Source organism: Serratia sp. Res13-Sevr-LER1-36-b (genome assembly GCF_015673035.1).
GTDB classification, from domain to species: domain Bacteria; phylum Pseudomonadota; class Gammaproteobacteria; order Enterobacterales; family Enterobacteriaceae; genus Chania; species Chania fonticola_C.
Genome location: NZ_JADACK010000020.1, coordinates 234,825 through 259,896, shown reverse-complemented (window position 1 = coordinate 259,896; position 25,072 = coordinate 234,825). Strand labels below are relative to the sequence as shown.

Genomic DNA, 25,072 nt, shown 5'->3' with positions numbered 1-25,072 from the left:
ATGGGCTGAATCAGCTTTGAACCCCGTCCACCAGCGTACCGCGCACATAAGATGCGTTTAGTAGTAGGCCTAGTAGACGGTGAGTACGGATCATGGCGGTCAGCTTCTCTAAAATTGTTTCGTTGCCTAATTTGATACTTTATTGGCCGGGGCATGTCAACACCTGATTAAAGCAGGGGTATTGAAAAGCGCGGCGCCAGTGGGGATGGCGCTAGTTGGAAACTCGGTAAAACCCCCCAGGGCCAGCGCTAAATCCGCAGGTGATTGGGGTTTTATTAGCATAAATGGTTTGAAAGTGGCGCTGTCGCATTGATTAACAAGACTACTAGGTTAAAATTTTTCGTTGGCGCAAAAAACCAGCAAACGTGGTTTGATAGGATGCTGATGTTTCTGGTTTGGTATTCATGGTGTCAATTTGTTTTTGTTAATCTATTCGTAATTCGTATTTTTAGCGCTGAACTGAGCCGCTACAATCAATTAAGTGATGCTAAAGATACCTATTTTGCTCTGGCATGATTGTCCATTAACTCATTTTATGGTCTGATCCAGAGGTTGATGGGGCCAAACAGGTATCCATAACGCAGGTGTTTTGTCTGCCAATTTTGTTTGTATGCCATCGGCGAGTTGCGAACCGATGTGCCAAGGCTACCTAACGACGAACAATGCCTAATATGCACCCTGTGTCATATTTTTATAGGATGATGCCCGATTGCTATCTTACAAGGGTAGTCAAAAGGGATAACTAATTTCGCTGTGTGGGAATAACGTAGCGTGTCTTTTCCCGTTATTCCCCTGCGCGCTAGCGGGATTATCTACATGGGACTTAGTGGAGTTTGGATATGTCCGAATATAATTCAGGAACTGTCTTGAGGAAAGAAAACGGTGATATTCATTTGCGCAGTGTGGATCTTAATTTACTCACTGTTTTTGATGCAGTTATGCAGATGCAGAATATTACCAAGGCGGCAAATTCCTTAGGGATGTCGCAGCCAGCGGTCAGCAATGCCGTGTCGCGTTTGAAGATCATGTTCAACGACGAGCTGTTTGTCCGCTTCGGCCGTGGCATTCAGCCTACCATGCGCGCCCGCCAACTTTTTGGCCCGGTACGCCAGGCACTGCAGCTGGTACAAAATGAGCTGCCAGGCGCTGGTTTTGATGCCCTGAGCAGTGAACGCCTCTTTATGCTTTCTATCTGCAGCCCGCTAGATATTCGTCTGACTGCCAAAATAATCAACAACGTCAAGAGCATGGCTCCCAACGTGCAGATACAGACCAAGTCTTACATGAGCAATAACATCGAGCATCAGTTACGCTATCAGGAAACCGAGTTTGTTATTGGCTATAGCCGCCTTGAACATCCCGAGTTTCAGGATATTGCCTTATTCGATGATGAATTGACCCTGGTTGCCGCGCAGTCTCACCCACGCCTGGTAGGTACCATTAGCCAGAAACAGATGCTGGCGGAGCATCATGCCGTCATCGCATTGGAGCGCTTTTGCTCCTTTAGCAAACCCTACTATCTGGACGAAACCCTACAGCGCAGTGTCACCCAGCAATGTACCGACCTGTTCAGCGTATTGAATCTGGTCGCCATGACCGAGATGGTGGCAATCGCTCCTCGCTGGTTTGCCCAGCAGCACGCACAAGCCTTGCAGCTAAAATTAATTCCGCTGCCTTGGGAGAGAAAAACCGCCACCTGTTATCTTTCCTGGCATGAGTCTGCCGAGCGTGATGAAGGCCATCAGTGGATGAAGTCCGTACTTAGCCAAGCGGGTGTATTGCGTTAATTAGTGATTTATTGGCCCAGCGCGCTTTCGAGTGCGTCGGGTTGATAATGGACAGCGTGAAAGATTAATAAGAATAGGCTCAAGAAAAACTAAGATAATTCCGTGTAGTGATACCGTGGAAAATATCATTTACCCGCGAGGGTTATTTAATTTAAGTGACCGAAACACTATTCTGCCCCAAACGATACTGCCGTTATTTTAACCTGTCACCTTTCCTTTCTTGTCGTCGATCCCACTTTGTCTGTTTGGCGTAAACCTTTTGCACTCCCTTTTGTCCAAGATCAAGAGAAATGAGCACAAGCGCGTTTTGGCTCACACTTCTACGCTGAAATCCCTTTTCCCACAGCCGGAGACTAGGTAGACTGCGCAAAAAAAGTAAACACGTGTAAGCTGAGATGTGAGAGCTTCCGCTCCAATCGCGGTTAACTGGTTGATTAATTTCAGGCATAGAGCGCTATGACCAATACCTTGCAGCATTACCATCAGGTCGAACGTATACAGCATCACATTGCTAACCGTGCCGAACATACGGCTTTCCGTCAGTGGTCCCCGCAGGGAGAAACACGGCTGACCTGGTCGCAGGTCGGGGCGCATATGCAACATATTGCCTGCGCCTTGCTGGCACTGGGCGTCGAGGTACAGGAACGTATCGCGATTTTTGCCAACAACAGCATGACCTGGTCGTTGGCCGATCTGGCGATCCTCGAACTGCGGGCGGTCAGCGTGCCGCTTTATGCCACCAACACTCCGGCTCAGGCGGCATTTATCATTAACGATGCCGATATCCGCATTCTGTTTGTCGGCGAACAAGAACAGTTGGATGCCGCGATTGCGCTGCGTGGCGTATGCCCGCAACTGACCCACATTATTGTCTTTGATGCTTCAGCCGATTTGCGCGACTGTGAGATTGCTCAACACCTGCATCATTTCGAACGTCTTGCGGATATCGAGCGTTTCGAAGCCCAGCGTCAGCAAAGAATTGCCGAGCGCGATTTGCAGGATTTATTCACCCTTATCTACACCTCAGGCACCACCGGGGAGCCGAAAGGCGTGATGCTTGACTACCGCAATATGGCCGCACAGTTGCAGCTGCATGACGATCGCCTGACGGTGACGGCGGATGACGTTTCCCTCAGCTTCCTGCCACTGTCACACGTGTTTGAACGTGCCTGGAGCTTCTTTATCATGCATTCGGGCGCGCAGAACGTTTATCTGCCCAATACCGACTGGGTGCGGGAAGCGATGGCCGATGTCAAACCGACCCTGATGTGTGCAGTGCCACGCTTTTATGAAAAAATCTTCAGCGCGGTGCATGAAAAGGTCGCTCGTGCGCCTTGGTTACGGCGTGCCTTATTCCACTGGGCCATCGTCTGCGGTGAACGCAAGTTCCTCCAGGAAAGGGCTGGGAAACCGTTAGGCAAGCTGTTCGACCTCTCTCACCGCTGGGCTGACAAGCTGGTGTTAAGCAAGCTGCGGGGGATCCTGGGGGGGCGGGTGCGCTTCTTGCCGGCGGCCGGTGCCAAGCTTGATGACAACGTCATTCTGTTTTTCCAGGCGATGGGCATTAATATCAAATACGGCTACGGCATGACGGAAACCTGTGCCACGGTCTCATGCTGGGAAGAGAACAACTTCCGCTTTGGTTCGATCGGCAAGCCGCTGCCCGGCGTAGAAGTGCGCATTGGCGATGAAAATGAAATCCAGGTGCGTGGGCCAATCGTGATGCGTGGCTATTTCAATAAACCCTTGGAGACGGCCGATAGCTTTACCGCAGACGGTTGGTTGAAAACCGGTGATGCTGGCATGATCGACGATGGCGGCAACTTGTTTATTACCGAACGGCTGAAGGATCTGATGAAGACCTCCGGCGGCAAATACATTGCGCCACAGATGCTGGAAGGTACCCTGGCGCAGGATCGCTTTATTGAACAGGTCGCGATCGTTGCCGATGCACGCAAATTTGTCTCCGCGTTGATCGTCCCGAGCTTCGAATCGTTGGAAGAGTATGCCAAATCGGTCAATCTTAAGTATCAGGATCGGCTCGAGCTGCTGCGCAACAGCCATATTATCGAAATGTTCGAAAAGCGTTTGCGGGAAATGCAAAAAGAGTTGGCTCTGTTTGAGCAGGTGAAGAAATTTACCCTGCTGCCGGCGGCCTTCTCGATGGAATTGGGGGAGCTGACCCCGACGCTGAAGCTGCGTCGCAAGGTGATCCTACAGCGTTATCAGCATGAAATAGAGTCGATGTATCAGGAAAAGTGATGATAGGGGCGGCAGGCGGACGAAAAATCCCCAGTCGCTCTTGCCTGATATAGTTCTGTAATTACCTCCACCCTCGAAACAATGCCTAGCTGAACAACCGCTCAGCTAGTGCATAGTTTTGCCAAGCCCTACATCTTCAGCCTGATGGCAATACCCTTGCCCACGATAAGCCATTTTGCCGTTTGCCTGCCCCATATTCTGACGCTATGTTAAGAGTCCAAAACGTCCATAAGATTTTTGGGGCCATGCCCCAGACAGGACAGGCGCTACGTTCCGGCGTCAGACAAGAACAAGCTATGTAAGCCTGGAGGCAAACCCATGGAAATATTGTCAGGAGCCGAGATGGTCGTCCGATCGCTGATCGATCAGGGCGTTAAGCATGTATTCGGCTATCCGGGCGGGGCGGTACTCGATATCTATGATGCCCTGCACACGGTAGGGGGCATCGATCATATTCTGGTGCGCCACGAGCAAGGGGCGGTGCATATGGCCGATGGCTATGCACGAGCAACCGGCGAAGTGGGTGTCGTGCTGGTCACTTCTGGCCCTGGGGCTACCAACGCCATTACCGGCATCGCCACCGCCTATATGGATTCCATCCCGATGGTGGTGCTATCTGGTCAAGTGCCGAGCTCGCTGATTGGTTACGATGCGTTCCAAGAGTGCGACATGGTGGGTATCTCCCGCCCGGTGGTAAAACACAGCTTCCTGGTCAAGCGTACCGAAGACATTCCTTCCGTGCTGAAAAAGGCGTTTTACCTGGCTTCTACCGGCCGCCCTGGCCCAGTGGTGGTCGATCTGCCGAAGGATATCGTCGGCCCGGCGATAAGAATGCCTTACGCGTATCCGCAGGACGTCAGCCTGCGTTCCTACAACCCGACGGTGCAAGGCCACCGCGGGCAGATCAAACGCGCCCTACAGACCATTCTGGCGGCAAAAAAGCCGATCATGTATGTGGGCGGCGGTGCCATCAATTCGGAGTGTCATGAAGAGTTGCTGCAACTGGCGGAAAAGCTGAACCTGCCGGTCACCTGTACGCTGATGGGGCTGGGGGCGTTCCCTGGGACTCACCGCCAAAGCGTCGGTATGCTGGGCATGCACGGCACCTATGAAGCCAACAAGACCATGCATCATTCCGACGTGATTTTTGCCGTTGGGGTGCGCTTTGACGATCGCACTACCAATAACCTGGCCAAATACTGCCCGGATGCCACGGTGCTGCATATCGATATCGACCCGACTTCCATTTCCAAAACGGTGGATGCCGATATTCCTATCGTTGGCGATGCCAAACAGGTGCTGACGCAGATGCTGGAACTGCTGGCGCATGAGGACAAAGCGCAGGATTTCGATGCGCTGCGTGACTGGTGGCAGTCCATTGAACAGTGGCGCGCGCGTGATTGCCTGGGCTACAACAAAGACAGTGGCACCATCAAACCTCAGGCGGTGATCGAAACGCTGCACCGCCTGACCAAAGGCGATGCCTATGTCACCTCCGACGTTGGCCAGCACCAGATGTTTGCCGCGCTTTATTATCCGTTCGATAAACCGCGCCGTTGGATCAACTCGGGTGGCTTGGGCACTATGGGCTTTGGCCTGCCAGCCGCCCTCGGGGTGAAACTGGCACTGCCAGACGAAACGGTAGTGTGCGTCACCGGTGACGGCAGCATCCAGATGAATATCCAGGAGTTGTCCACGGCTCTGCAGTACAATTTGCCGGTAGTGGTGGTCAACCTGAATAACCGCTACCTGGGCATGGTGAAGCAGTGGCAGGACATGATCTATTCTGGCCGCCATTCTCAGTCCTATATGGATTCCTTGCCGGACTTCGTCAAGCTGGCCGAGGCCTATGGCCATGTTGGTATCGCCATTCGTACCCCGGATGAGCTGGAAAGCAAGCTGGCGCAGGCGCTGGCTGAAAAAGAACGTCTGGTGTTTGTCGATGTGACCGTCGACGAGACCGAACATGTTTATCCAATGCAGATCCGCGGTGGAAGCATGGACGAAATGTGGCTAAGCAAAACGGAGAGAACCTGATGAAGCGCCGTATCTTATCGGTATTACTGGAAAACGAATCCGGTGCGTTGTCGCGCGTCGTCGGGCTGTTCTCTCAGCGTGGCTACAACATCGAAAGCCTGACGGTTGCTCCTACCGATGATCCAACCTTGTCGCGCATGACGATCCAGACGGTGGGTGATGAAAAGGTACTGGAGCAGATAGAGAAGCAGTTGCATAAGCTGGTTGACGTTCTACGCGTCAGTGAGCTGGTGCAGGGGGCTCACGTTGAGCGTGAAATCATGCTGGTGAAGCTGCAGGCTAGCGGCTATGGTCGTGAAGAGGTGAAACGCAGCACGGATATCTTCCGTGGCCAGATTGTGGATGTCACCTCGTCGCTTTACACCGTGCAGTTGGCGGGGACCAGCGACAAGCTGGACGCTTTCCTCAACGCCGTACGTGAAGTAGCGGAAATCGTCGAAGTGGCCCGCTCGGGGATTGTTGGCGTGTCGCGCGGCGACAAGATCATGCGCTGATAGCGGGTTTTCTGCACGGTATCCGGGGCGTGGCAGGTTTGCTGCGCCCTTTCTTTTTAATTTTTTGCCCATTTGCTGGCACCTTTGGGCGAAAGCGGTTGCTCGGCAGTGTTTTCTGCTGTTAGATCGCCATTACGGGTTGAATAACCATAGTGACTATCATGGTTACTCATTACCCTTCCGCTTTCGGTTCGCTGCATGCTTAGCCGTACATTGAAAGCGTGGGGTAAACAACGCCACACGATCCATTGTCATTTTGAGAGTCATTTAAAGGGGTTAACGTGAAACTGGATGAAATCGCGCGTCTCGCAGGCGTTTCGCGCACTACGGCCAGTTATGTCATCAACGGCAAGGCGAAGCAGTATCGTGTCAGCGATAAAACCGTCGAAAAAGTGATGGCCGTGGTCAGGGAGCACAATTATCACCCGAATGCCGTAGCGGCAGGGCTGCGTGCGGGCCGCACTCGTTCTATCGGCCTGGTGATCCCGGATCTGGAAAATACCAGCTATACCCGCATCGCCAACTACCTGGAACGCCAGGCGCGTCAGCGCGGTTATCAACTGTTGATCGCCTGCTCGGAAGATCAGCCGGATAATGAAATGCGCTGCATTGAGCACCTGCTGCAACGCCAGGTTGATGCGATCATCGTCTCCACTGCGTTACCGCCGGAGCATCCTTTCTATCAACGCTGGGCTAACGATCCTTTCCCGATTATCGCGTTGGATCGCGCTCTGGATCGTGAACACTTTATCAGCGTGGTGGGGGCCGATCAGGAAGACGCCTTTGCCTTGGCGCAGGAGTTACGCACTTTCCCCGCCAAGTCGGTGTTGTATCTGGGGGCTTTGCCTGAGCTTTCGGTCAGCTTCTTGCGTGAGCAGGGCTTCCGTCAGGCCTGGCAGGATGATGAGCGGCAGGTGGATTATCTCTATGCCAATAGCTATGAGCGTGAAGCAGCCGGTGTGCTGTTCGCGGAATGGTTGAAAACCCATCCGATGCCACAGGCGTTGTTTACCACCTCATTCTCGCTGTTGCAGGGCGTGATGGACGTTACGCTGAAACAGCGTGGGCGTTTACCGGCGGATCTGGCGATTGCCACCTTTGGTGACCATGAGCTATTGGATTTCCTGGAATGCCCGGTGCTTGCCGTGGCCCAGCGCCACCGTGATGTTGCCGAGCGGGTGCTGGAGCTGGTACTTGCCAGCCTGGATGAACCGCGCAAACCTAAACCGGGTATGACGCGCATTCGCCGTAACCTGTTCCGCCGTGGCAGCCTGAGCCGCAAATAATGCCGTCACCCTAACCCTCTCCCACAGGGAGAGGGGACCGTTCGAGTCACAATTTGCCTACGCCATTCGTTCTGTACACCCGGTGACTGATTAACTCCTGTTCCTGATCACAGCTTCGTATCAGCTCTCCTTGGTGGAGTGGGTCTGAAACTGTAGTGACTCACTTTGGTGCCGAGATTATCTCTTTAGCTCCAGCAGAGCAGGGGCAATCAGCCCCCTCTCGCTGTGGGAGAGGGTTGGGGTGAGGGGACCACGCGAAACAGCCTGCGGCAATATTCCAGAAAATAGCCGTACACCACGCCCATCGCCATTGAGATCACCGCATTGCTGGTCACCGCGGCCAGGATCTGCTGGCCGTCTGCACCCACGCTCCACAGAATGGCAGCATAAACCGGCGATTGAAAACTGACGTAAGCCAACAGATCGGCCAGGTTCCGCAATAAAAATTGCCCGCGGGGGCTGCGGCGTGCGGTGGCGATAAAGAAATCGCGGTAGCGGCCATAGGGCCAGGCGATCAGGATATTGACGGGGATCGACACCACCCGGGAGGAGAGCGATTGGCTAAAGCTCATGCCCGAAATCAATATTTCAATCGCCATCCCGACGATAAAACAGTACACCACCAGCGCAAAAGTATCGGCGGCAGCGCTGCGCCATGGTGAAACGGCTCTAGACATGACACGATCCCTGAATTTATCGGTTAATATGTTGGTTGTTAATGTTAATTAGGTGTTATTAACTGACCTTGCTGCTATTTAGTAGTCTACTTGACTGGATTGATTGTTATAAGTGGCTTAAAATTTTTATTTTTAACATTTGAGTGATTTTTATCCTGACAACAGGGGGGAAAGTGCGTAAAGCAGGAATTTAAAATTGCAGTTGTAGAAATTATCATTATAAACAGTACGTTATGATTATGTGGCGACGGTGAGATGACGGTTTTGCGGCTGATTTAGCGATAGGCTCACTAAATTTACGTATATTCCTAAAGTCGCAAAAAAATCCAGATGAATTGTAAATAGGTGTTTTGAGAATAATCTTACCATTTTGATTTGAATCATAATTAGCGGCTTGAGCCAGTGCTTCGCCATTTATTTTATCTTTGTGTTGTTCTTTGACGGAATAATTGAAGTAAAATAGCGCGCCGTTGGCAGCGAAATACTCGCTGAGTGTTATTAACTCAAGGGCTTATCGCATTTCCCTGCTGGCAGGCGGCTTGCGGCCAAGCCTTGACCGATGCGGGATGCGGTGGGGTTGTCCCCGCCGAGAGCGATGTTGAAAAGTGAGACCTGGATTGCAGAAGGACATAATGAGTTATTTAATCGTCAATTTGTGTTTATTTTAATCACACTCTTTCCGCTTAGAAAATTCTCCTCTTTAATCATGATGTTAATTTATATTCATGCAATAAATAGAGTTCCTTTCGTGAGCCAGCCTCCAGAATATGCCTATAAATATTGCCAAACCGCTCTTGCTCTGGCTTGACAAGGTTTTCATACCCTCCGTAAACTCCCTTATGTGGGAATTTGTGGTGTAAAGTGGTGAAAAGGGTCACGAGGGGGTAGCTCAGGTATGTTTCGTGGGGCAACGATGGTCAACCTCGACAGTAAAGGACGGCTCGCCGTACCAACCCGTTATCGGGATTTACTGAATGAGGAATCGCAAGGCCAAATGGTTTGCACCATTGACCTCCATCAGCCCTGCCTGCTGCTTTATCCATTACCTCAATGGGAAATCATCGAGCAAAAGTTGTCCCGTCTGTCGAGCATGAATCCCGCCGAGCGCCGAGTCCAGCGCTTGCTGTTGGGCCATGCCAGCGAGTGTCAGATGGATAATGCCGGTCGGTTGCTGTTAGCCAATACGCTACGCCAACATGCCGGGCTTACTAAAGAAGTGATGCTGGTCGGGCAGTTTAACAAGTTTGAACTGTGGGATGAACAGACCTGGTATCAACAAGTCAAGGATGATATTGACGCGGAACAATCCACTCAGGAACCGTTGTCTGAGCGGCTACAGGACTTGTCACTATAAGCATGCTGGAAAATTATAAACATACGACCGTATTGCTGGATGAGGCCGTGAAGGGTCTCAATATTCGCAGTAACGGCATCTACATCGACGGTACTTTTGGTCGCGGTGGTCATTCTCGTCTGATCTTGTCCCAACTGGGGCCGGAAGGGCGCTTGTTGGCTATCGATCGCGATCCGCAGGCAATTGCCGCAGCTCAATCTATTGCAGACCCACGTTTTACTATCATCCACGGTCCGTTTTCCGATTTGGCTGACTATGTGCAGCAACGGGAACTGGTGGGCAAGATCGACGGCGTGTTGCTCGACTTAGGTGTTTCCTCCCCGCAACTGGATGACGCAGAACGCGGATTTTCCTTTATGCGTGACGGCCCGCTGGATATGCGTATGGATCCTTCAAGCGGCCAATCCGCCGCCGAATGGTTGATGAAAGCGGAAGCCGACGATATTGCCTGGGTGCTGAAAACCTTCGGTGAAGAACGCTTCGCCAAACGCATTGCCCGCGCCATCGTGGAAAGAAACCAAGTAGAGCCGATGACCCGTACCAAGGAACTGGCCGAGCTGATAGCCCATGCCAGCCCGTTCCGTGATAAGCATAAACACCCGGCAACCCGCAGCTTCCAGGCGATCCGTATCTACATCAACAGCGAGCTGGAAGAGATCGAACGCGCGCTGGACGGTGCATTAGCCGTGTTGGCACCCGAAGGCCGCCTGTCGATCATCAGCTTCCATTCGTTGGAAGACCGTATCGTCAAAAGCTTTATGCGCCACCACAGCCGTGGTGCCCAGGTTCCGGCAGGAATTCCGCTCACTGAAGCGCAGTTGCGTGAAATGGGCGGCCGCACACTGAAAGCCTTGGGCAAAATGAAGCCAGGCGATGTTGAAGTGGCTGAAAACCCACGGGCGCGTAGTTCGGTACTGCGTATTGCCGAGAGGATGCCTGCGTGATTGGTAATGAGCGCCACGGTTTAGTTGGCGTCATTGGTGGCGATCTGCTGCGTAACGCCAAGATCCCGCTGATTTTGATGATTGCCGCGTTGGTTTCCGCCGTGTTTGTGGTGACCACCGCGCACCGTACCCGCCTGCTGACCGCCGAGCGCGAACAGCTGGTGCTGGAGAGAGATGCGCTGGATATCGAATGGCGCAACCTGATCCTGGAAGAGAATGCCCTTGGCGATCACAGCCGCGTAGAGCGTATCGCCACCGAAAAACTGCAGATGCAACACGTTGATCCATCGCAGGAAATTATCATTGTCAAGCCATGAGTGGTTTAGCCGAAGTCACGATACGGAGCAAATAGCTAACGCATGAAAGCAGTACGTCCCGGTAAGAAGTTGAAACGCCAGGAAGATCAGGCCAGCTTTGTCAGCTGGCGTTTTGCGTTGCTGTGCGGCTGTATTCTGTTGGCGCTGGTTGGGCTGATGCTGCGTGTGGCTTATTTGCAGGTGATCAATCCGGATCGGTTGGTGAAAGAAGGCGACATGCGTTCGCTACGTGTGCAGTCGGTTCCCACTGCTCGCGGCATGATCAGTGACCGCTCTGGCCGCCCGTTGGCGGTGAGCGTGCCGGTGAACGCCGTGTGGGCCGATCCGAAAGAGTTGAACGAACGCGGGGGTATTACGCTGGATTCGCGCTGGAAAGCGCTGTCCGACGCGTTGCAAATTCCGCTCGATCAGCTCTCCAATCGTATTAATGCCAATCCGAAGGGGCGCTTTGTCTATCTGGCCCGGCAGGTTAACCCGGCGATTGGTGATTACATCCACAAGCTGAAATTGCCTGGCATCTATCTGCGCCAGGAATCGCGCCGCTACTACCCGTCTGGCCAGGTTACTTCTCATATCATCGGCGTGACCAACATTGACGGCGAAGGGATCGAAGGGGTCGAAAAGAGCTTTGATCGCTGGCTGACCGGCCAACCGGGCGAAAGAACCGTACGTAAAGACCGCTATGGCCGAGTGATCGAGGACATCTCCTCGGTAGACAGCCAGGCGGCGCACAATCTGGCGTTGAGCATCGATGAACGCCTGCAGGCACTGGTTTATCGTGAGTTGAATAACGCCGTCGCCTTCAACAAGGCGGAGTCTGGTACCGCAGTGCTGGTGGACGTGAACACCGGCGAAGTGCTGGCGATGGCCAACAGCCCATCGTACAACCCGAACAATATGGCCGATACGCCGAAAGACACCATGCGTAACCGTGCCATCACCGATATTTTTGAACCTGGTTCTACCGTGAAACCGATGGTGGTAATGACGGCGTTGCAGCGCGGCGTAGTGAAAGAAAATAGCGTGCTCAATACCATTCCTTACCGCGTTAGCGGCCATGAAATCAAAGACGTGGCGCGCTATTCGGAACTGACTGTGACCGGGATCTTGCAGAAGTCGAGTAACGTCGGTGTTTCAAAGCTGGCGTTAGCGATGCCGTCCTCAGCGTTAGTAGATACTTACTCACGTTTTGGGCTGGGAAAAGCGACCAATTTGGGGCTGGTCGGAGAAAGCAGTGGCTTATACCCAAAAAAACAACGGTGGTCTGACATAGAGAGGGCCACCTTCTCTTTCGGCTATGGGCTAATGGTAACCCCGTTACAGTTAGCGCGAGTCTATGCCACGATCGGCAGCCTGGGCGTTTATCGCCCGCTGTCGATCACCAAGGTTGACCCTCCGGTTGCCGGCGAACGCGTCTTCCCTGAGGCTACCGTGCGTACGGTAGTGCACATGATGGAAAGTGTCGCCTTGCCGGGCGGTGGTGGGGTGAAAGCCGCCATCAAGGGTTATCGTATCGCCATTAAAACCGGTACCGCCAAAAAGGTCGGGCCTGATGGTAAATACGTCAACCGATATATCGCTTATACCGCGGGGGTGGCGCCAGCTAGCCAGCCTCGTTTTGCTCTGGTGGTGGTCATCAACGATCCACAGGGTGGGAAATACTACGGTGGTGCGATTTCCGCGCCGGTGTTTGGTGCCATCATGGGGGGCGCGCTGCGGATCATGAACGTTCAGCCAGATGCGTTGCCCACCGGTGACAAAAGCGAATTAGTGATTAATAACAAAGAGGGTTCAGGTGGCCGATCGTAATTTGCGCGATTTACTCGCTCCGTGGGTGCCAACGGCACCCGAGCGTGCGCTGCGGGAAATGATATTAGACAGCCGTATTGCGGCTGCCGGGGATCTGTTTGTCGCCGTAGTTGGCCATCAAACGGATGGACGCCGCTATATTCCGCAAGCCATCGCCCAAGGGGTTGCCGCCGTTATCGCTGAAGCGGAAGGCGAAGCTGAAGACGGTAAAATTTGCGAAATGCACGGCGTGCCGGTGATTTACCTGAGCCAACTTGGCCAGCGCCTGTCGGCGTTAGCCGGGCGTTTCTATCATCAGCCTGCCGAACGTCTGCGTCTGATTGGCGTGACGGGGACTAACGGTAAAACCACCACCACCCAACTGTTAGCCCAGTGGAGCCAACTGTTGGGCGAAACGGCCGCCGTGATGGGCACCGTGGGCAACGGGTTGTTAGGCCAGGTTTGCCCAACGGAAAATACCACCGGTTCTGCCGTCGACGTGCAGCACGTGCTTAACGATCTGGCGCAGCAAGGGGCCACCTTTGCCGCGATGGAAGTCTCCTCTCACGGTCTGGTGCAACACCGTGTGGCGGCTTTACCCTTTGCCGCAGCCGTTTTCACCAACCTGAGCCGCGATCACCTGGATTACCACGGTGACATGGCCAGCTACGAAGCGGCCAAATGGTCACTGTTTGCTGGCCACGACGTTGGTCAGGCGATCATCAATGCCGACGATGAAGTCGGGCAGCGTTGGCTAGCCAAATTGCCAGACGCGGTCGCCGTCACCATGCAGGACAATTTGCAGCCTGGCTGCCATGGCCGCTGGCTGAAAACCACGGCGGTGGACTATCACGACAACGGTGCCACCATCCACTTCAGCTCAAGCTGGGGCAACGGCGAGATCGAAAGCCGCCTGATGGGAGCATTTAACGTCAGTAACCTGATCCTGGCATTGGCGACGCTGCTGTCACTCGGTTACCCGTTTGAGAAATTGGTTAACACGGCCAATCAACTGCAGCCGGTCTGTGGCCGGATGGAAGTCTTCAATGCGCCAGGCAAGCCGACGGTGGTGGTGGATTATGCCCACACTCCGGATGCGCTGGAAAAAGCGCTGGAAGCCGCACGCCTGCATTGCCAAGGGCAACTGTGGTGCGTATTTGGCTGCGGTGGCGATCGTGATAGAGGTAAGCGCCCACTTATGGGTGGCATTGCCGAGCAGTTTGCCGACCGGGTGGTGGTAACGGATGACAATCCGCGCACCGAAGAACCGCAGGCGATCATCAAAGATATTCTGGCCGGGTTATTGGATGCCGGGCATGTACAGGTCATCCACGGGCGCGCCGAAGCCGTGACCAGCGCCATCATGCAGGCTAAAGAGCAGGATGTGGTACTGGTGGCGGGTAAAGGCCACGAGGATTACCAACTGGTGGGTAACCGTCGTCTGGATTACTCCGATCGCACCACCGTCGCACGTTTGCTGGGGGTGTTGGCATGATCCCGGTCTCCCTCCAGACGCTGGCGGCGGTATTGGATGCCGAGCTGATCGGCACCGACTGCATTATTACCGAAGTGACGAGAGATACTCGTCAGGTCACTGCAGGTTGTCTGTTTGTGGCCCTGAAAGGCGAGCGTTTCGATGCTCACGACTTTGCCGCCGATGCTGTCGCCGCTGGCGCAGGCGCTTTGCTGGTAAGTAAGCGCTTATTGGTGGAGGCTCCGCAACTGGTGGTGAAAGATACCAGTCTGGCACTGGGGCAGTTTGCTGCCTGGGTACGTCAGCAAGTACCAGCCAAAGTGGTAGCGCTGACCGGTTCATCGGGCAAAACCTCGGTGAAAGAGATGACCGCGGCCATTTTACGTGAATGTGGCGAAGTGCTGCATACCGCCGGGAATTACAATAACGAGATCGGCGTGCCGCTAACGCTGCTGCGTTTAGAGCCGCAGCATGATTTTGCGGTGATCGAGCTGGGTGCCAACCATATCGGTGAGATTGCCTATACCACCGCCTTGGCGCAACCGCAGAGCGCGCTGGTGAATAATCTGGCCGCAGCCCATCTGGAAGGTTTTGGCTCACTGGCTGGCGTTGCGCAGGCCAAGGGTGAAATCTTTGCCGGTTTGCCGGCGGATGGCGTGGCGATCCTCAACGCCGATAGCAACGACTGGCCGCACTGGCAGGCGCAGTTACAGGGCAAGACGGTCTGGCGTTTCTCCCCCCAGGCTGCGGAATCTGTGGATTTCTTTGCCAGCGATATCCAGGTGAAAGGGAGCGTCACTCATTTCACCCTGCACAGCCCGTTCGGCACGGTAGCGATCGAGTTGCCATTGCCAGGCCGCCATAACGTGGCCAATGCGTTAGCGGCAGCAGCACTGGCGATGTCGGTTGGCGCTTCGCTGGCCGCCGTGAGTGCAGGCTTGCAACAGCTTCAGGCAGTGCCGGGGCGTTTGTTCCCGATCGCCTTGGCGCAAGGCAAGCTGTTGCTCGATGACAGCTATAACGCCAACGTCGGTTCCATGACGGCAGCAGCGCAGGTGCTGGCAGAAATGCCGGGTTATCGCGTAATGGTCGTTGGTGATATGGCCGAGTTGGGCGCAGAGGCCGAAGAGTGTCATCGTCAGGTGGGTGAAGCTGCCCGTCTGGCCGGTATTGATAAAGTCATCAGCGTGGGTGGGCTGAGCCAGGTCTTGAGCTCCGCCGCCGGTAACGGTGAACATTATCAGGATAAAACAGCAGTGACCGCGCGCGTAGCGGAACTACTCTCAGCACATGCGGTAATTACCGTGTTAATCAAAGGTTCACGTAGTGCCGCAATGGAGCAGGTAGTACGCGCGTTACAGGAGAAAGCACCATGTTAGTTTGGCTGGCCGAACATTTGGTCAAGTATTACTCAGGCTTCAACGTCTTTTCTTATCTGACGTTCCGGGCCATTGTCAGCCTGCTGACCGCGCTGTTCCTTTCCCTGTGGATGGGGCCGAAGGTGATCAAACGCCTGCAGGAAATGTCCTTTGGTCAGGTAGTGCGTAACGACGGGCCAGAATCGCACTTTAGCAAGCGCGGTACGCCGACCATGGGCGGCATCATGATCCTGACCTCCATCACCATTTCGGTGCTGATGTGGGCCTATCCGTCCAACCCTTATGTGTGGTGCGTACTGTTCGTACTGGTGGGTTACGGCATCGTCGGCTTTGTCGATGACTATCGCAAAGTAGTGCGCAAAGATACTCGGGGATTGATCGCCCGTTGGAAATATTTCTGGCAATCGGTGATTGCCTTGGTCGTGGCTTTTGCCATGTATGCCGTAGGAAAAGACACGCCAGCCACCGAGCTGGTTGTGCCGTTCTTTAAGGACATCATGCCGCAGCTGGGCTTGCTGTACGTGGCGTTGGCCTACTTTGTGATTGTCGGCACCAGCAACGCGGTCAACCTGACCGATGGGTTGGATGGCCTGGCGATCATGCCAACCGTGTTTGTAGCGGCGGGCTTTGCGCTGGTGGCTTGGGCGACCGGTAACATGAACTTCGCCAACTACCTGCATATTCCGTATCTGCGTCATGCCGGTGAGTTGGTCATCGTCTGCACTGCGATCGTCGGAGCCGGTTTAGGTTTCTTATGGTTTAACACCTATCCGGCTCAGGTGTTTATGGGTGACGTTGGTTCACTGGCACTGGGCGGCGCGTTGGGTACCATCGCCGTGCTGCTGCGCCAGGAGTTCTTGTTGCTGATTATGGGCGGCGTGTTCGTGGTTGAAACGCTGTCGGTGATCCTGCAGGTGGGATCGTTCAAGCTGCGCGGGCAACGTATTTTCCGCATGGCGCCGATCCACCATCACTATGAATTGAAAGGCTGGCCAGAACCACGGGTGATCGTGCGCTTCTGGATTATTTCGCTGATGCTGGTGCTGATTGGCCTGGCGACGCTGAAGGTGCGCTGATTATGGTGGATTATCAGGGTAAAAAAGTGGTCATCATCGGGTTGGGCCTCACCGGCCTGTCCTGCGTTGATTTCTTTATGACCCGTGGCGTGACGCCGCGGGTTATGGATACCCGTATTTCGCCGCCGGGCCAGGATCAACTTCCCGAGAGCGTTGAACGTCATCTGGGCTCCCTGAATCAGGAATGGTTGCTGTCTGCGGATTTGATTGTGGCTAGCCCAGGCATGGCATTAGCGACTCCGGCTTTGAGCGCTGCCGCCGATGCCGGGGTTGAGATCGTCGGTGACGTTGAGCTGTTCTGCCGTGAAGCCCAGGCGCCAATTGTGGCGATCACCGGTTCCAACGGCAAGAGCACCGTCACCACGCTGGTGGGCGAAATGGCCAAGGCCGCCGGTTGGGCCGTGGGCGTCGGGGGCAATATCGGCCTGCCAGCGCTGAGCCTGCTGCGCCAGGAGTGCCAACTGTACGTGCTGGAGCTGTCGAGCTTCCAATTGGAAACCACTTACAGCCTGCATGCCGCAGCGGCCACCATTTTGAACGTGACCGAAGATCATATGGATCGTTATCCATTTGGCCTGCAGCAATACCGTGCCGCCAAATTGCGCGTCTATGAAAATGCCGAAGTCTGCGTAGTGAATGCGGACGACGCGCTGACCATGCCGGTGCGCGGTGCCGATGAGCGCTGTGTCAGCTTTGGTGCCGACGTGGGGGACTACCATCTCAACCGCCAGCAGGGTGAAATCTGGCTGCGGGTGAATGGTGAGAAAGTCCTCAATACCAACGAGATGAAACTCACCGGTCGCCATAACTTTACCAATGCGTTGGCTGCCCTGGCCCTGGCCGATGCCGTCAAGTTGCCGCGTGCGTCCAGCCTGAAAGCGCTGACGACCTTTACCGGCCTGGAGCACCGCTTCCAACTGGTGTGGGAACACAACGGCGTGCGCTGGATTAATGATTCCAAAGCCACCAACGTCGGCAGCACCGAGGCAGCGCTGAACGGCCTGCAGGTTAAGGGTACGCTGCATCTGCTGTTGGGCGGTGATGGCAAGTCTGCGGACTTCTCGCCGCTGGCGCGCTATCTGCAAGGTGACAACGTGCGTTTGTACTGCTTTGGCCGCGATGGCGCACAGCTGGCACAGCTGCGTCCGGAAGTCGCGACCCAGACAGAAACGATGGAGCAGGCGATGCAGGCCATTGCCCGCCAGGTGACATCAGGCGATATGGTGCTGTTGTCACCGGCCTGCGCCAGCCTGGATCAGTTCCGTAATTTTGAAGTGCGTGGCAACGAGTTTGCCCGTCTGGCACAGGAGCTGGGCGGATGAGACTACGGGTGCCGACGTTCGGCCTGACCAACAAGCTGAAAGACTGGGTGATGGGATCGCGTGAAAGCGATACTAGCAGCATGGTGCTGTATGACCGTACCTTGCTGTGGCTGACCTTTGGTCTGGCGATTGTTGGTTTTGTGATGGTGACGTCGGCCTCAATGCCTATCGGCCAGCGCCTGGCTGAGGATCCGTTCCTGTTTGCCAAGCGTGATGCACTTTACCTTGGCCTGGCGTTCGGCCTGTCGCTGGTGACACTGCGTATCCCGATGGCCGTTTGGCAGCGCTATAGCAACGTCATGCTGCTGTTATCGATAGTCTTGTTGCTGGTGGTGCTGGTGGTTGGCAGCTCGGTAAACGGGGCTTCACGCTGGATCTCACTGGGCCCGTTGCGTATTCAGCCCGCTGAGTTATCCAAGCTGTCGCTGTTTTGCTACCTGGCGAGCTATCTGGTGCGCAAGGTAGAGGAAGTCCGCAGCAACTTCTGGGGCTTCTGTAAGCCAATGGGCGTGATGGTGGTGCTGGCGGTGCTGCTGCTGGCCCAGCCGGATTTGGGGACGGTGGTGGTGCTGTTTATCACCACGCTGGCGATGTTGTTCCTGGCCGGGGCAAAGATGTGGCAGTTTCTGGCGATCATCGGTTCGGGCGTGTTTGCCGTGGGGCTGCTGATTATCGCGGAACCTTATCGTATGCGCCGTGTGACTTCGTTCTGGAACCCATGGGCCGATCCGTTTGGCAGTGGTTACCAGCTAACCCAGTCGCTGATGGCGTTTGGCCGTGGCGAGTTCTGGGGGCAAGGGCTGGGCAACTCGGTACAGAAACTCGAGTATTTACCCGAGGCGCACACTGACTTTATCTTCTCCATTTTGGGCGAAGAACTGGGCTATATCGGTGTGGTTTTGGCCCTGTTAATGGTATTCTTCGTCGCTTTTCGCGCCATGTCTATCGGCCGCAGGGCGTTGGAGATAGACCAGCGATTTTCCGGTTTTCTGGCGTGCTCGATCGGTGTCTGGTTCAGTTTCCAGGCGTTGGTGAACGTCGGAGCGGCAGCGGGGATGTTGCCAACCAAAGGCTTGACCTTGCCACTGATAAGCTATGGTGGCTCGAGCCTGATCATTATGTCGACGGCGATCGTGCTGTTGCTGCGAATTGATTATGAAACGCGCCTGACCAAAGCGCAGGCGTTTGTGAAGAGGTAGCGGATGAGCGGTAAAGCTAAGCGTTTAATGGTGATGGCAGGCGGTACCGGTGGACACGTGTTTCCGGGGCTGGCGGTCGCACATCATCTGATGGCGCAGGGCTGGCAGGTTCGCTGGCTCGGTACCGCAGACCGTATGGAAGCCGATCTGGTGCCAAAGCACGGGATCGAGATTGATTTTATCCGCATCTCCGGGTTGCGTGGCAAAGGGCTGAAGGCGCAGTTGACCGCCCCGTTGCGTATCTGGCAGGCGGTGCGTCAGGCGAAAGCGATTATGCGCAGCTATCAGCCGGACGTGGTGCTGGGGATGGGCGGTTACGTTTCTGGCCCTGGCGGTTTGGCTGCCTGGCAGTGTGGTATCCCGGTAGTGCTGCATGAGCAGAACGGCATTGCGGGCCTGACCAACCGCTGGCTCTCAAGGATCGCCAAGAAAGTGTTACAGGCGTTCCCTGGTGCGTTTCCGAATGCGGACGTCGTGGGTAACCCGGTGCGTACCGATGTGTTGGCGCTGCCACTGCCCGCCGAGCGACTGAACGGGCGTGAAGGGCCAATCCGCGTGCTGATTATCGGCGGTAGCCAAGGTGCGCGCGTGCTGAATCAGACAGTTCCTGAAGTCGCCGCGCTGCTGGGCGATAGAATAGTCCTCTGGCATCAGGTTGGTAAGGGCGCATTGCCAACGGTACTGCAAGACTACGAGAGGGTAGGGCAGACCGGGCACAAGGTGACCGAGTTTATTGATGACATGGCAGAGGCTTACGCCTGGGCGGATGTGGTGGTGTGCCGTTCTGGCGCGCTGACCGTCAGCGAAGTGGCGGCGGCGGGATTACCGGCCATTTTTGTGCCGTTCCAGCACAAAGATCGTCAGCAATACTGGAACGCGCGTCCTCTGGAAGAGGCCGGTGCGGCCAAAATTATCGAACAGCCGCAGTTTACTGCCGATGTCGTGGCGGAACTGCTGGCAAGCTGGGATCGCCCAACGCTGTTGAAGATGGCTGAAAAGGCCCGCGCGGTAGCGATCCCGGATGCAACAGAACGCGTGGCGGCAGAAATTATTCGTGCAGCCCTGTAAGGCCGTAGGGGTTACCCCTGTTGAGCTAAATCGAACCTGATAGATAGAGAAGTGATGAATACACAACAATTGGCGAAACTACGTACTTTCGTGCCCGAGATGCGACGCGTCCGGCACATTCACTTTGTTGGCATCGGTGGTGCCGGCATGGGTGGTATCGCCGAGGTGTTGGCCAACGAGGGTTATCAGATCAGCGGTTCCGACCTGGCGCCGAACCCGGTCACCCAGCAGTTGAGCGAGCTTGGGGCAACGATTTACTTCCATCACCGCCCGGAAAACGTGCTGGATGCCAGCGTGGTAGTGGTTTCAACCGCTATCCCGGCAGACAACCCGGAGATCGTCGCAGCCCGCGAGGCGCGCATTCCGGTGATCCAGCGGGCAGAAATGCTGGCCGAGCTGATGCGCTATCGCCATGGCATTGCCATCGCCGGTACGCACGGCAAAACTACCACCACGGCGATGGTGTCCAGCATTTACGCCGAAGCCGGTCTTGACCCAACGTTTGTTAACGGTGGGCTGGTGAAAGCGGCGGGTACCCACGCACGTTTGGGTTCTAGCCGTTACCTGATTGCGGAAGCGGATGAGAGCGACGCGTCGTTCCTGCATTTGCAACCGATGGTGGCGATTGTCACCAACATCGAAGCCGACCATATGGATACCTACCATGGTGACTTCGAGAATTTGAAGCAGACGTTTATCACCTTCCTGCATAACCTGCCGTTCTATGGCCGTGCGGTAATGTGCATTGACGATCCGGTCGTGCGTGAGTTGTTGCCGCGCGTGGGTCGCCATATCACCACCTACGGCTTTAGCGAGGATGCGGATGTGCGTATCGAGAGCTACAGCCAGATCGGGCCGCAGGGGCACTTTACCCTGAGCCGTCAGGATAAGCCGTTGATGACGGTGACCCTGAATGCACCGGGCCGCCATAACGCCTTAAACGCGGCGGCGGCGGTTGCCGTGGCGACGGAAGAAGGCATTGCCGACGAAGCCATTCTGCGTGCGCTGGCCGGTTTCCAGGGGACGGGGCGTCGCTTCGATTTCCTGGGCGAGTTCCCATTGGCGGCGGTGAACGAAAAACAGGGTAGTGCCATGTTGGTGGACGATTATGGCCACCACCCAACGGAAGTGGATGCGACCATCAAGGCCGCGCGTGCCGGTTGGCCAACCAAGCGGGTGGTGATGATCTTCCAGCCGCACCGCTATACCCGTACTCGCGATCTGTATGACGATTTCGCCAATGTGTTGTCGCAGGTTGACGTGTTGCTGATGCTGGATGTCTATCCGGCGGGTGAAGCTCCGATCCCTGGTGCTGATAGCCGTAGCCTGTGCCGTACCATTCGCAATCGCGGCAAATTGGATCCGATCCTGGTGTCCGATGCGGATACCGTGCCAACGCTGTTGGCGCAGTTGTTGCAAGGGGACGACCTGGTGCTGGTGCAAGGGGCTGGCAATGTCGGTAAAATCGCGCGCCGGCTGGCTGAACTAAAACTGCAACCGCAGATCAAAGAGGAGGATCATCATGGCTGATAAAGTCGCCGTATTGCTGGGTGGTACCTCCGCAGAACGTGAAGTTTCACTGCAATCTGGCGCGGCCGTGCTGGCCGGGTTGCGAGAAGCGGGCATTGATGCCCATGGCATCGACACCCGTGACTTCCCTGTCACCGAGCTGAAAGCGCAGGGGTTCACCAAAGTGTTCATCGCGCTGCACGGGCGGGGCGGTGAAGATGGTACATTGCAAGGTCTGCTGGAGTTTTTGCAGTTGCCTTATACCGGCAGCGGCGTGATGGCCTCGGCGCTGACCATGGATAAATGGCGCAGCAAAATGGTGTGGCAGTCGATGGGGCTGCCGGTGGCACCTTACGTGGCGCTGAGCCGCCGCCAGTATCTGGGCAACGATCGGCAAAGCCAACTGGCTGCCATTGACGCTCTGGGATTGCCGCTGATTGTGAAGCCAAGCCGCGAAGGTTCCAGCGTTGGCATGAGCAAAGTGACCGAACGCGCAGCCCTGGAAGGGGCGTTGGAAGAAGCTTTCCGTCATGATGAGGATGTACTGGTAGAGAAATGGCTCAGCGGTCCGGAATACACCGTGGCGATCTTGGGCGATAAGGTGCTGCCTTCCATCCGTATTCAGCCCGCTGGCGTGTTTTACGATTACCAGGCCAAATATATTTCCGACGATACGCAGTATTTTTGCCCGAGCGGCCTGGATACACAGCAGGAAGCCGCTATGGCTGCGCTGGCACTGCGGGCTTACCGTGGGCTGGATTGCAGCGGCTGGGGACGTGTTGATGTCATGCAAGACAGTGATGGTAGCTTCTACCTACTGGAAGCGAACACTTCACCAGGCATGACCAGCCACAGCCTGGTCCCGATGGCGGCCCGGCAGTCCGGATTAACTTTCTCGCAGTTGGTTGCGGGAATTCTGGCATTGGCTGACTGAGATGTCGCAAGCGGCTCTGAATGCACGCGAGCGCGAGGCGGATAACGGCCCACGCCGCAGCAATGGCACCCAACTGGCAGGGATGATTTTCCTGCTGATGGTGTTAGGCACCATCCTGTGGTGCGGCTGGGTAGTGGTGGGTTGGATGCAAGATGCCAGCCGTCTGCCGCTCTCAAGGCTGGTATTGACCGGTGAACGCCATTTCACCACTAACGACGATGTTCGCCAGGCGATCTTGGCTTTGGGAGCACCAGGCACCTTTATGACGCAGGATGTGGACATCATCCAGCAGCAGATCGAGCGTCTGCCGTGGGTCAAGCAGGCCAGCGTACGTAAACAGTGGCCGGATGAGCTGAAAATCCACCTGGTGGAGTATGTCCCGGTGGCGCATTGGAATGATTTGCACATGGTTGATGCCGAGGGCAAGTCGTTCAGCATTCCGGCGCAGCGTTTGGGCAATCAGAAATTACCGTTGCTCTATGGTCCGGAAGGCAGCGAACAGGATGTTCTGGAAGGTTACCGCGCGATGAACGGCGTGCTGGCAGCCAGCAAGTATCAGCTTAAGATGGCGTCCATGACGGCCCGCCATTCGTGGCAGTTGGCTTTGGATAACGATGTTCGGCTGGAACTGGGACGTGACGATCGCATGGGTCGCTTGCAACGCTTCATCGGGCTTTATCCGGTGCTGTTGCAGCAGGCGCAGGCGGAAAACAAGCGCGTCAGCTATGTCGATTTACGCTATGACTCCGGTGCCTCAGTCGGCTGGGCTCCGGCGTTTATCGACCCGCAGGCAGCCGTAGGCGATCGGCCAAACAGTAATCAGCAACAGAATCAGGCACAGGCAAAACAACAATGATCAAGTCGACGGACAGAAAACTGGTAGTTGGACTGGAGATCGGTACCGCAAAAGTCTCCGCATTGGTGGGGGAAGTTTTGCCCGATGGCATGGTCAACATTATCGGGGTGGGCAGTTGCCCGTCTCGCGGTATGGATAAGGGTGGCGTTAACGATCTGGAATCGGTAGTCAAGTGCGTACAGCGCGCTATCGATCAGGCCGAACTGATGGCGGATTGTCAGATTTCCTCGGTTTACCTGGCCTTGTCGGGTAAGCATATCAGCTGTCAGAACGAGATCGGGATGGTGCCGATCTCCGAAGAGGAAGTGACACAGGAAGACGTGGAGAACGTGGTGCATACCGCCAAGTCGGTGCGTGTGCGCGACGAACACCGCATCCTGCACGTTATCCCTCAGGAATACGCCATCGACTATCAGGAAGGCATCAAAAACCCGGTTGGGTTATCCGGCGTGCGTATGCAGGCCAAGGTGCACCTGATCACCTGCCATAACGACATGGCCAAGAACATTGTCAAAGCAGTGGAACGTTGTGGTCTGAAAGTGGACCAACTGATTTTCGCCGGTCTGGCCGCCAGTTATGCGGTGCTGACCGAAGATGAGCGCGAGCTCGGCGTCTGTGTGGTAGATATCGGCGGGGGCACCATGGATATGGCGGTGTATACCGGCGGTGCTCTGCGCCACACCAAAGTGATCCCTTACGCCGGGAACGTGGTCACCAGCGATATCGCCTACGCCTTCGGCACGCCGCCGACCGACGCGGAAGCGATTAAAGTTCGACACGGTTGTGCACTTGGGTCGATTGTTAGCAAGGATGAAAGTGTTGAGGTTCCTAGCGTGGGGGGAAGGCCTCCTCGGAGTCTGCAAAGACAGACATTGGCTGAAGTGATTGAGCCGCGCTACACCGAACTGTTGAATCTGGTTAACGATGAAATATTGCAATTGCAGGAGCAACTGCGTCAGCAAGGGGTGAAGCATCATCTGGCAGCGGGTATTGTGCTGACCGGCGGTGCCGCCCAGATTGATGGCCTGGCAGCCTGTGCGCAACGGGTATTCCATACCCAGGTACGCATCGGCCAACCCTTGAACATCACGGGTCTGACGGATTACGCGCAAGAGCCTTACTATTCTACAGCGGTCGGGCTACTGCACTATGGAAAAGAGTCTCACCTGAGCGGTGAGGCAGAAGTAGAAAAACGCGCCTCGGTGGGCAATTGGTTTAAACGCATCAATAGCTGGCTGAGAAAAGAGTTTTAATGTTTAGACAAAGAGATCATGCTGAGTAATCTTTTTATGATCTCGCAGCGACAGGC

At 55.3% G+C, this 25,072-nt stretch carries 20 protein-coding genes; 19 read left to right on the top strand and 1 reads right to left on the bottom strand.

The genetic code is table 11. The features are described 5' to 3' along the window. Positions 1-839: 839 nt before the first annotated feature. The 5 genes from leuO to cra all read left to right on the top strand — a co-directional run bounded on the left by leuO (position 840) and on the right by cra (position 7,866). Entirely contained in the window at positions 840-1,787 is a 948-nt protein-coding gene (gene leuO, locus IMQ33_RS15335; protein ID WP_098928815.1) for a transcriptional regulator LeuO, read from the top strand. Positions 1,788-2,243: 456 nt separating this feature from the next. Then, positions 2,244-4,049, top strand: coding sequence for a long-chain fatty acid--CoA ligase (locus IMQ33_RS15330; protein ID WP_196062219.1), 1,806 nt, complete (start codon positions 2,244-2,246; stop codon positions 4,047-4,049). A gap of 318 nt (positions 4,050-4,367) precedes the next feature. Further along, on the top strand, positions 4,368-6,086 hold the full coding sequence (ilvI, locus tag IMQ33_RS15325; RefSeq protein WP_196062220.1) for an acetolactate synthase 3 large subunit: 1,719 nt from the start codon (positions 4,368-4,370) through the stop codon (positions 6,084-6,086). Next, the gene (ilvN, locus tag IMQ33_RS15320) at positions 6,086-6,580 is read left to right on the top strand and encodes an acetolactate synthase small subunit (protein ID WP_021179312.1); all 495 of its coding nucleotides are present in this window, start codon (positions 6,086-6,088) and stop codon (positions 6,578-6,580) included. The genes ilvI and ilvN overlap by 1 nt, the downstream gene beginning before the upstream one ends. Positions 6,581-6,861: 281 nt before the next feature. Then, positions 6,862-7,866, top strand: a complete 1,005-nt coding sequence (cra, locus tag IMQ33_RS15315) for a catabolite repressor/activator (protein WP_021179314.1) — start codon at positions 6,862-6,864, stop codon at positions 7,864-7,866. Positions 7,867-8,075: 209 nt separating this feature from the next. Here the strand turns inward: cra and IMQ33_RS15310 are convergent, their stop codons facing one another. Beyond that, the gene (locus IMQ33_RS15310; RefSeq protein WP_098928811.1) at positions 8,076-8,543 is read right to left on the bottom strand and encodes an L-alanine exporter AlaE; all 468 of its coding nucleotides are present in this window, start codon (positions 8,541-8,543) and stop codon (positions 8,076-8,078) included. Positions 8,544-9,438: 895 nt separating this feature from the next. On the opposite strand from IMQ33_RS15310, the gene mraZ reads away from it, so the two are divergent. Genes mraZ through ftsA form a run of 14 tightly spaced genes read left to right on the top strand, consistent with a single transcriptional unit; the run spans position 9,439 to position 25,016 of the window. Beyond that, entirely contained in the window at positions 9,439-9,897 is a 459-nt protein-coding gene (mraZ, locus tag IMQ33_RS15305) for a division/cell wall cluster transcriptional repressor MraZ (RefSeq protein ID WP_024483534.1), read from the top strand. A 2-nt stretch (positions 9,898-9,899) separates the two neighbouring features. Next, positions 9,900-10,841, top strand: coding sequence for a 16S rRNA (cytosine(1402)-N(4))-methyltransferase RsmH (rsmH, locus tag IMQ33_RS15300; protein ID WP_024527176.1), 942 nt, complete (start codon positions 9,900-9,902; stop codon positions 10,839-10,841). Next, positions 10,838-11,158, top strand: a complete 321-nt coding sequence (gene ftsL / locus IMQ33_RS15295; RefSeq protein WP_021179318.1) for a cell division protein FtsL — start codon at positions 10,838-10,840, stop codon at positions 11,156-11,158. The genes rsmH and ftsL overlap by 4 nt, the downstream gene beginning before the upstream one ends. Before the next feature lie 42 nt (positions 11,159-11,200). Then, complete coding sequence (locus IMQ33_RS15290; protein WP_024483531.1) at positions 11,201-12,967, top strand: peptidoglycan glycosyltransferase FtsI; 1,767 nt, start codon at positions 11,201-11,203, stop codon at positions 12,965-12,967. Beyond that, positions 12,954-14,441, top strand: coding sequence for a UDP-N-acetylmuramoyl-L-alanyl-D-glutamate--2,6-diaminopimelate ligase (murE, locus tag IMQ33_RS15285; protein ID WP_098928809.1), 1,488 nt, complete (start codon positions 12,954-12,956; stop codon positions 14,439-14,441). Before IMQ33_RS15290 ends, murE begins: the two co-directional genes overlap by 14 nt. After that, positions 14,438-15,799 carry a UDP-N-acetylmuramoyl-tripeptide--D-alanyl-D-alanine ligase gene (gene murF / locus IMQ33_RS15280; RefSeq protein ID WP_065687092.1) on the top strand — a complete coding sequence of 454 codons (1,362 nt, stop codon included), beginning with the start codon at positions 14,438-14,440 and terminating at the stop codon, positions 15,797-15,799. The genes murE and murF overlap by 4 nt, the downstream gene beginning before the upstream one ends. Next, positions 15,793-16,875 (top strand): phospho-N-acetylmuramoyl-pentapeptide-transferase, encoded by a 1,083-nt coding sequence (gene mraY / locus IMQ33_RS15275; RefSeq protein WP_021179322.1) that lies wholly within the window; start codon positions 15,793-15,795, stop codon positions 16,873-16,875. Before murF ends, mraY begins: the two co-directional genes overlap by 7 nt. Before the next feature lie 2 nt (positions 16,876-16,877). Further along, on the top strand, positions 16,878-18,197 hold the full coding sequence (gene murD, locus IMQ33_RS15270) for a UDP-N-acetylmuramoyl-L-alanine--D-glutamate ligase (RefSeq protein WP_098928807.1): 1,320 nt from the start codon (positions 16,878-16,880) through the stop codon (positions 18,195-18,197). Further along, on the top strand, positions 18,194-19,396 hold the full coding sequence (ftsW, locus tag IMQ33_RS15265; RefSeq protein WP_021179324.1) for a cell division protein FtsW: 1,203 nt from the start codon (positions 18,194-18,196) through the stop codon (positions 19,394-19,396). Before murD ends, ftsW begins: the two co-directional genes overlap by 4 nt. 3 nt (positions 19,397-19,399) lie before the next feature. Then, a complete protein-coding gene (gene murG / locus IMQ33_RS15260) occupies positions 19,400-20,464 on the top strand; it encodes an undecaprenyldiphospho-muramoylpentapeptide beta-N-acetylglucosaminyltransferase (protein WP_065687090.1) in 1,065 nt (354 codons plus the stop codon). 54 nt (positions 20,465-20,518) lie between these two features. Further along, the gene (gene murC, locus IMQ33_RS15255) at positions 20,519-21,994 is read left to right on the top strand and encodes a UDP-N-acetylmuramate--L-alanine ligase (RefSeq protein ID WP_024527168.1); all 1,476 of its coding nucleotides are present in this window, start codon (positions 20,519-20,521) and stop codon (positions 21,992-21,994) included. Beyond that, a complete protein-coding gene (locus IMQ33_RS15250) occupies positions 21,987-22,907 on the top strand; it encodes a D-alanine--D-alanine ligase (protein ID WP_161739158.1) in 921 nt (306 codons plus the stop codon). The genes murC and IMQ33_RS15250 overlap by 8 nt, the downstream gene beginning before the upstream one ends. Position 22,908: 1 nt before the next feature. Next, complete coding sequence (gene ftsQ, locus IMQ33_RS15245) at positions 22,909-23,763, top strand: cell division protein FtsQ (RefSeq protein WP_065687088.1); 855 nt, start codon at positions 22,909-22,911, stop codon at positions 23,761-23,763. Next, positions 23,760-25,016, top strand: a complete 1,257-nt coding sequence (gene ftsA / locus IMQ33_RS15240) for a cell division protein FtsA (RefSeq protein WP_004950148.1) — start codon at positions 23,760-23,762, stop codon at positions 25,014-25,016. The genes ftsQ and ftsA overlap by 4 nt, the downstream gene beginning before the upstream one ends. Positions 25,017-25,072 lie beyond the last annotated feature (56 nt).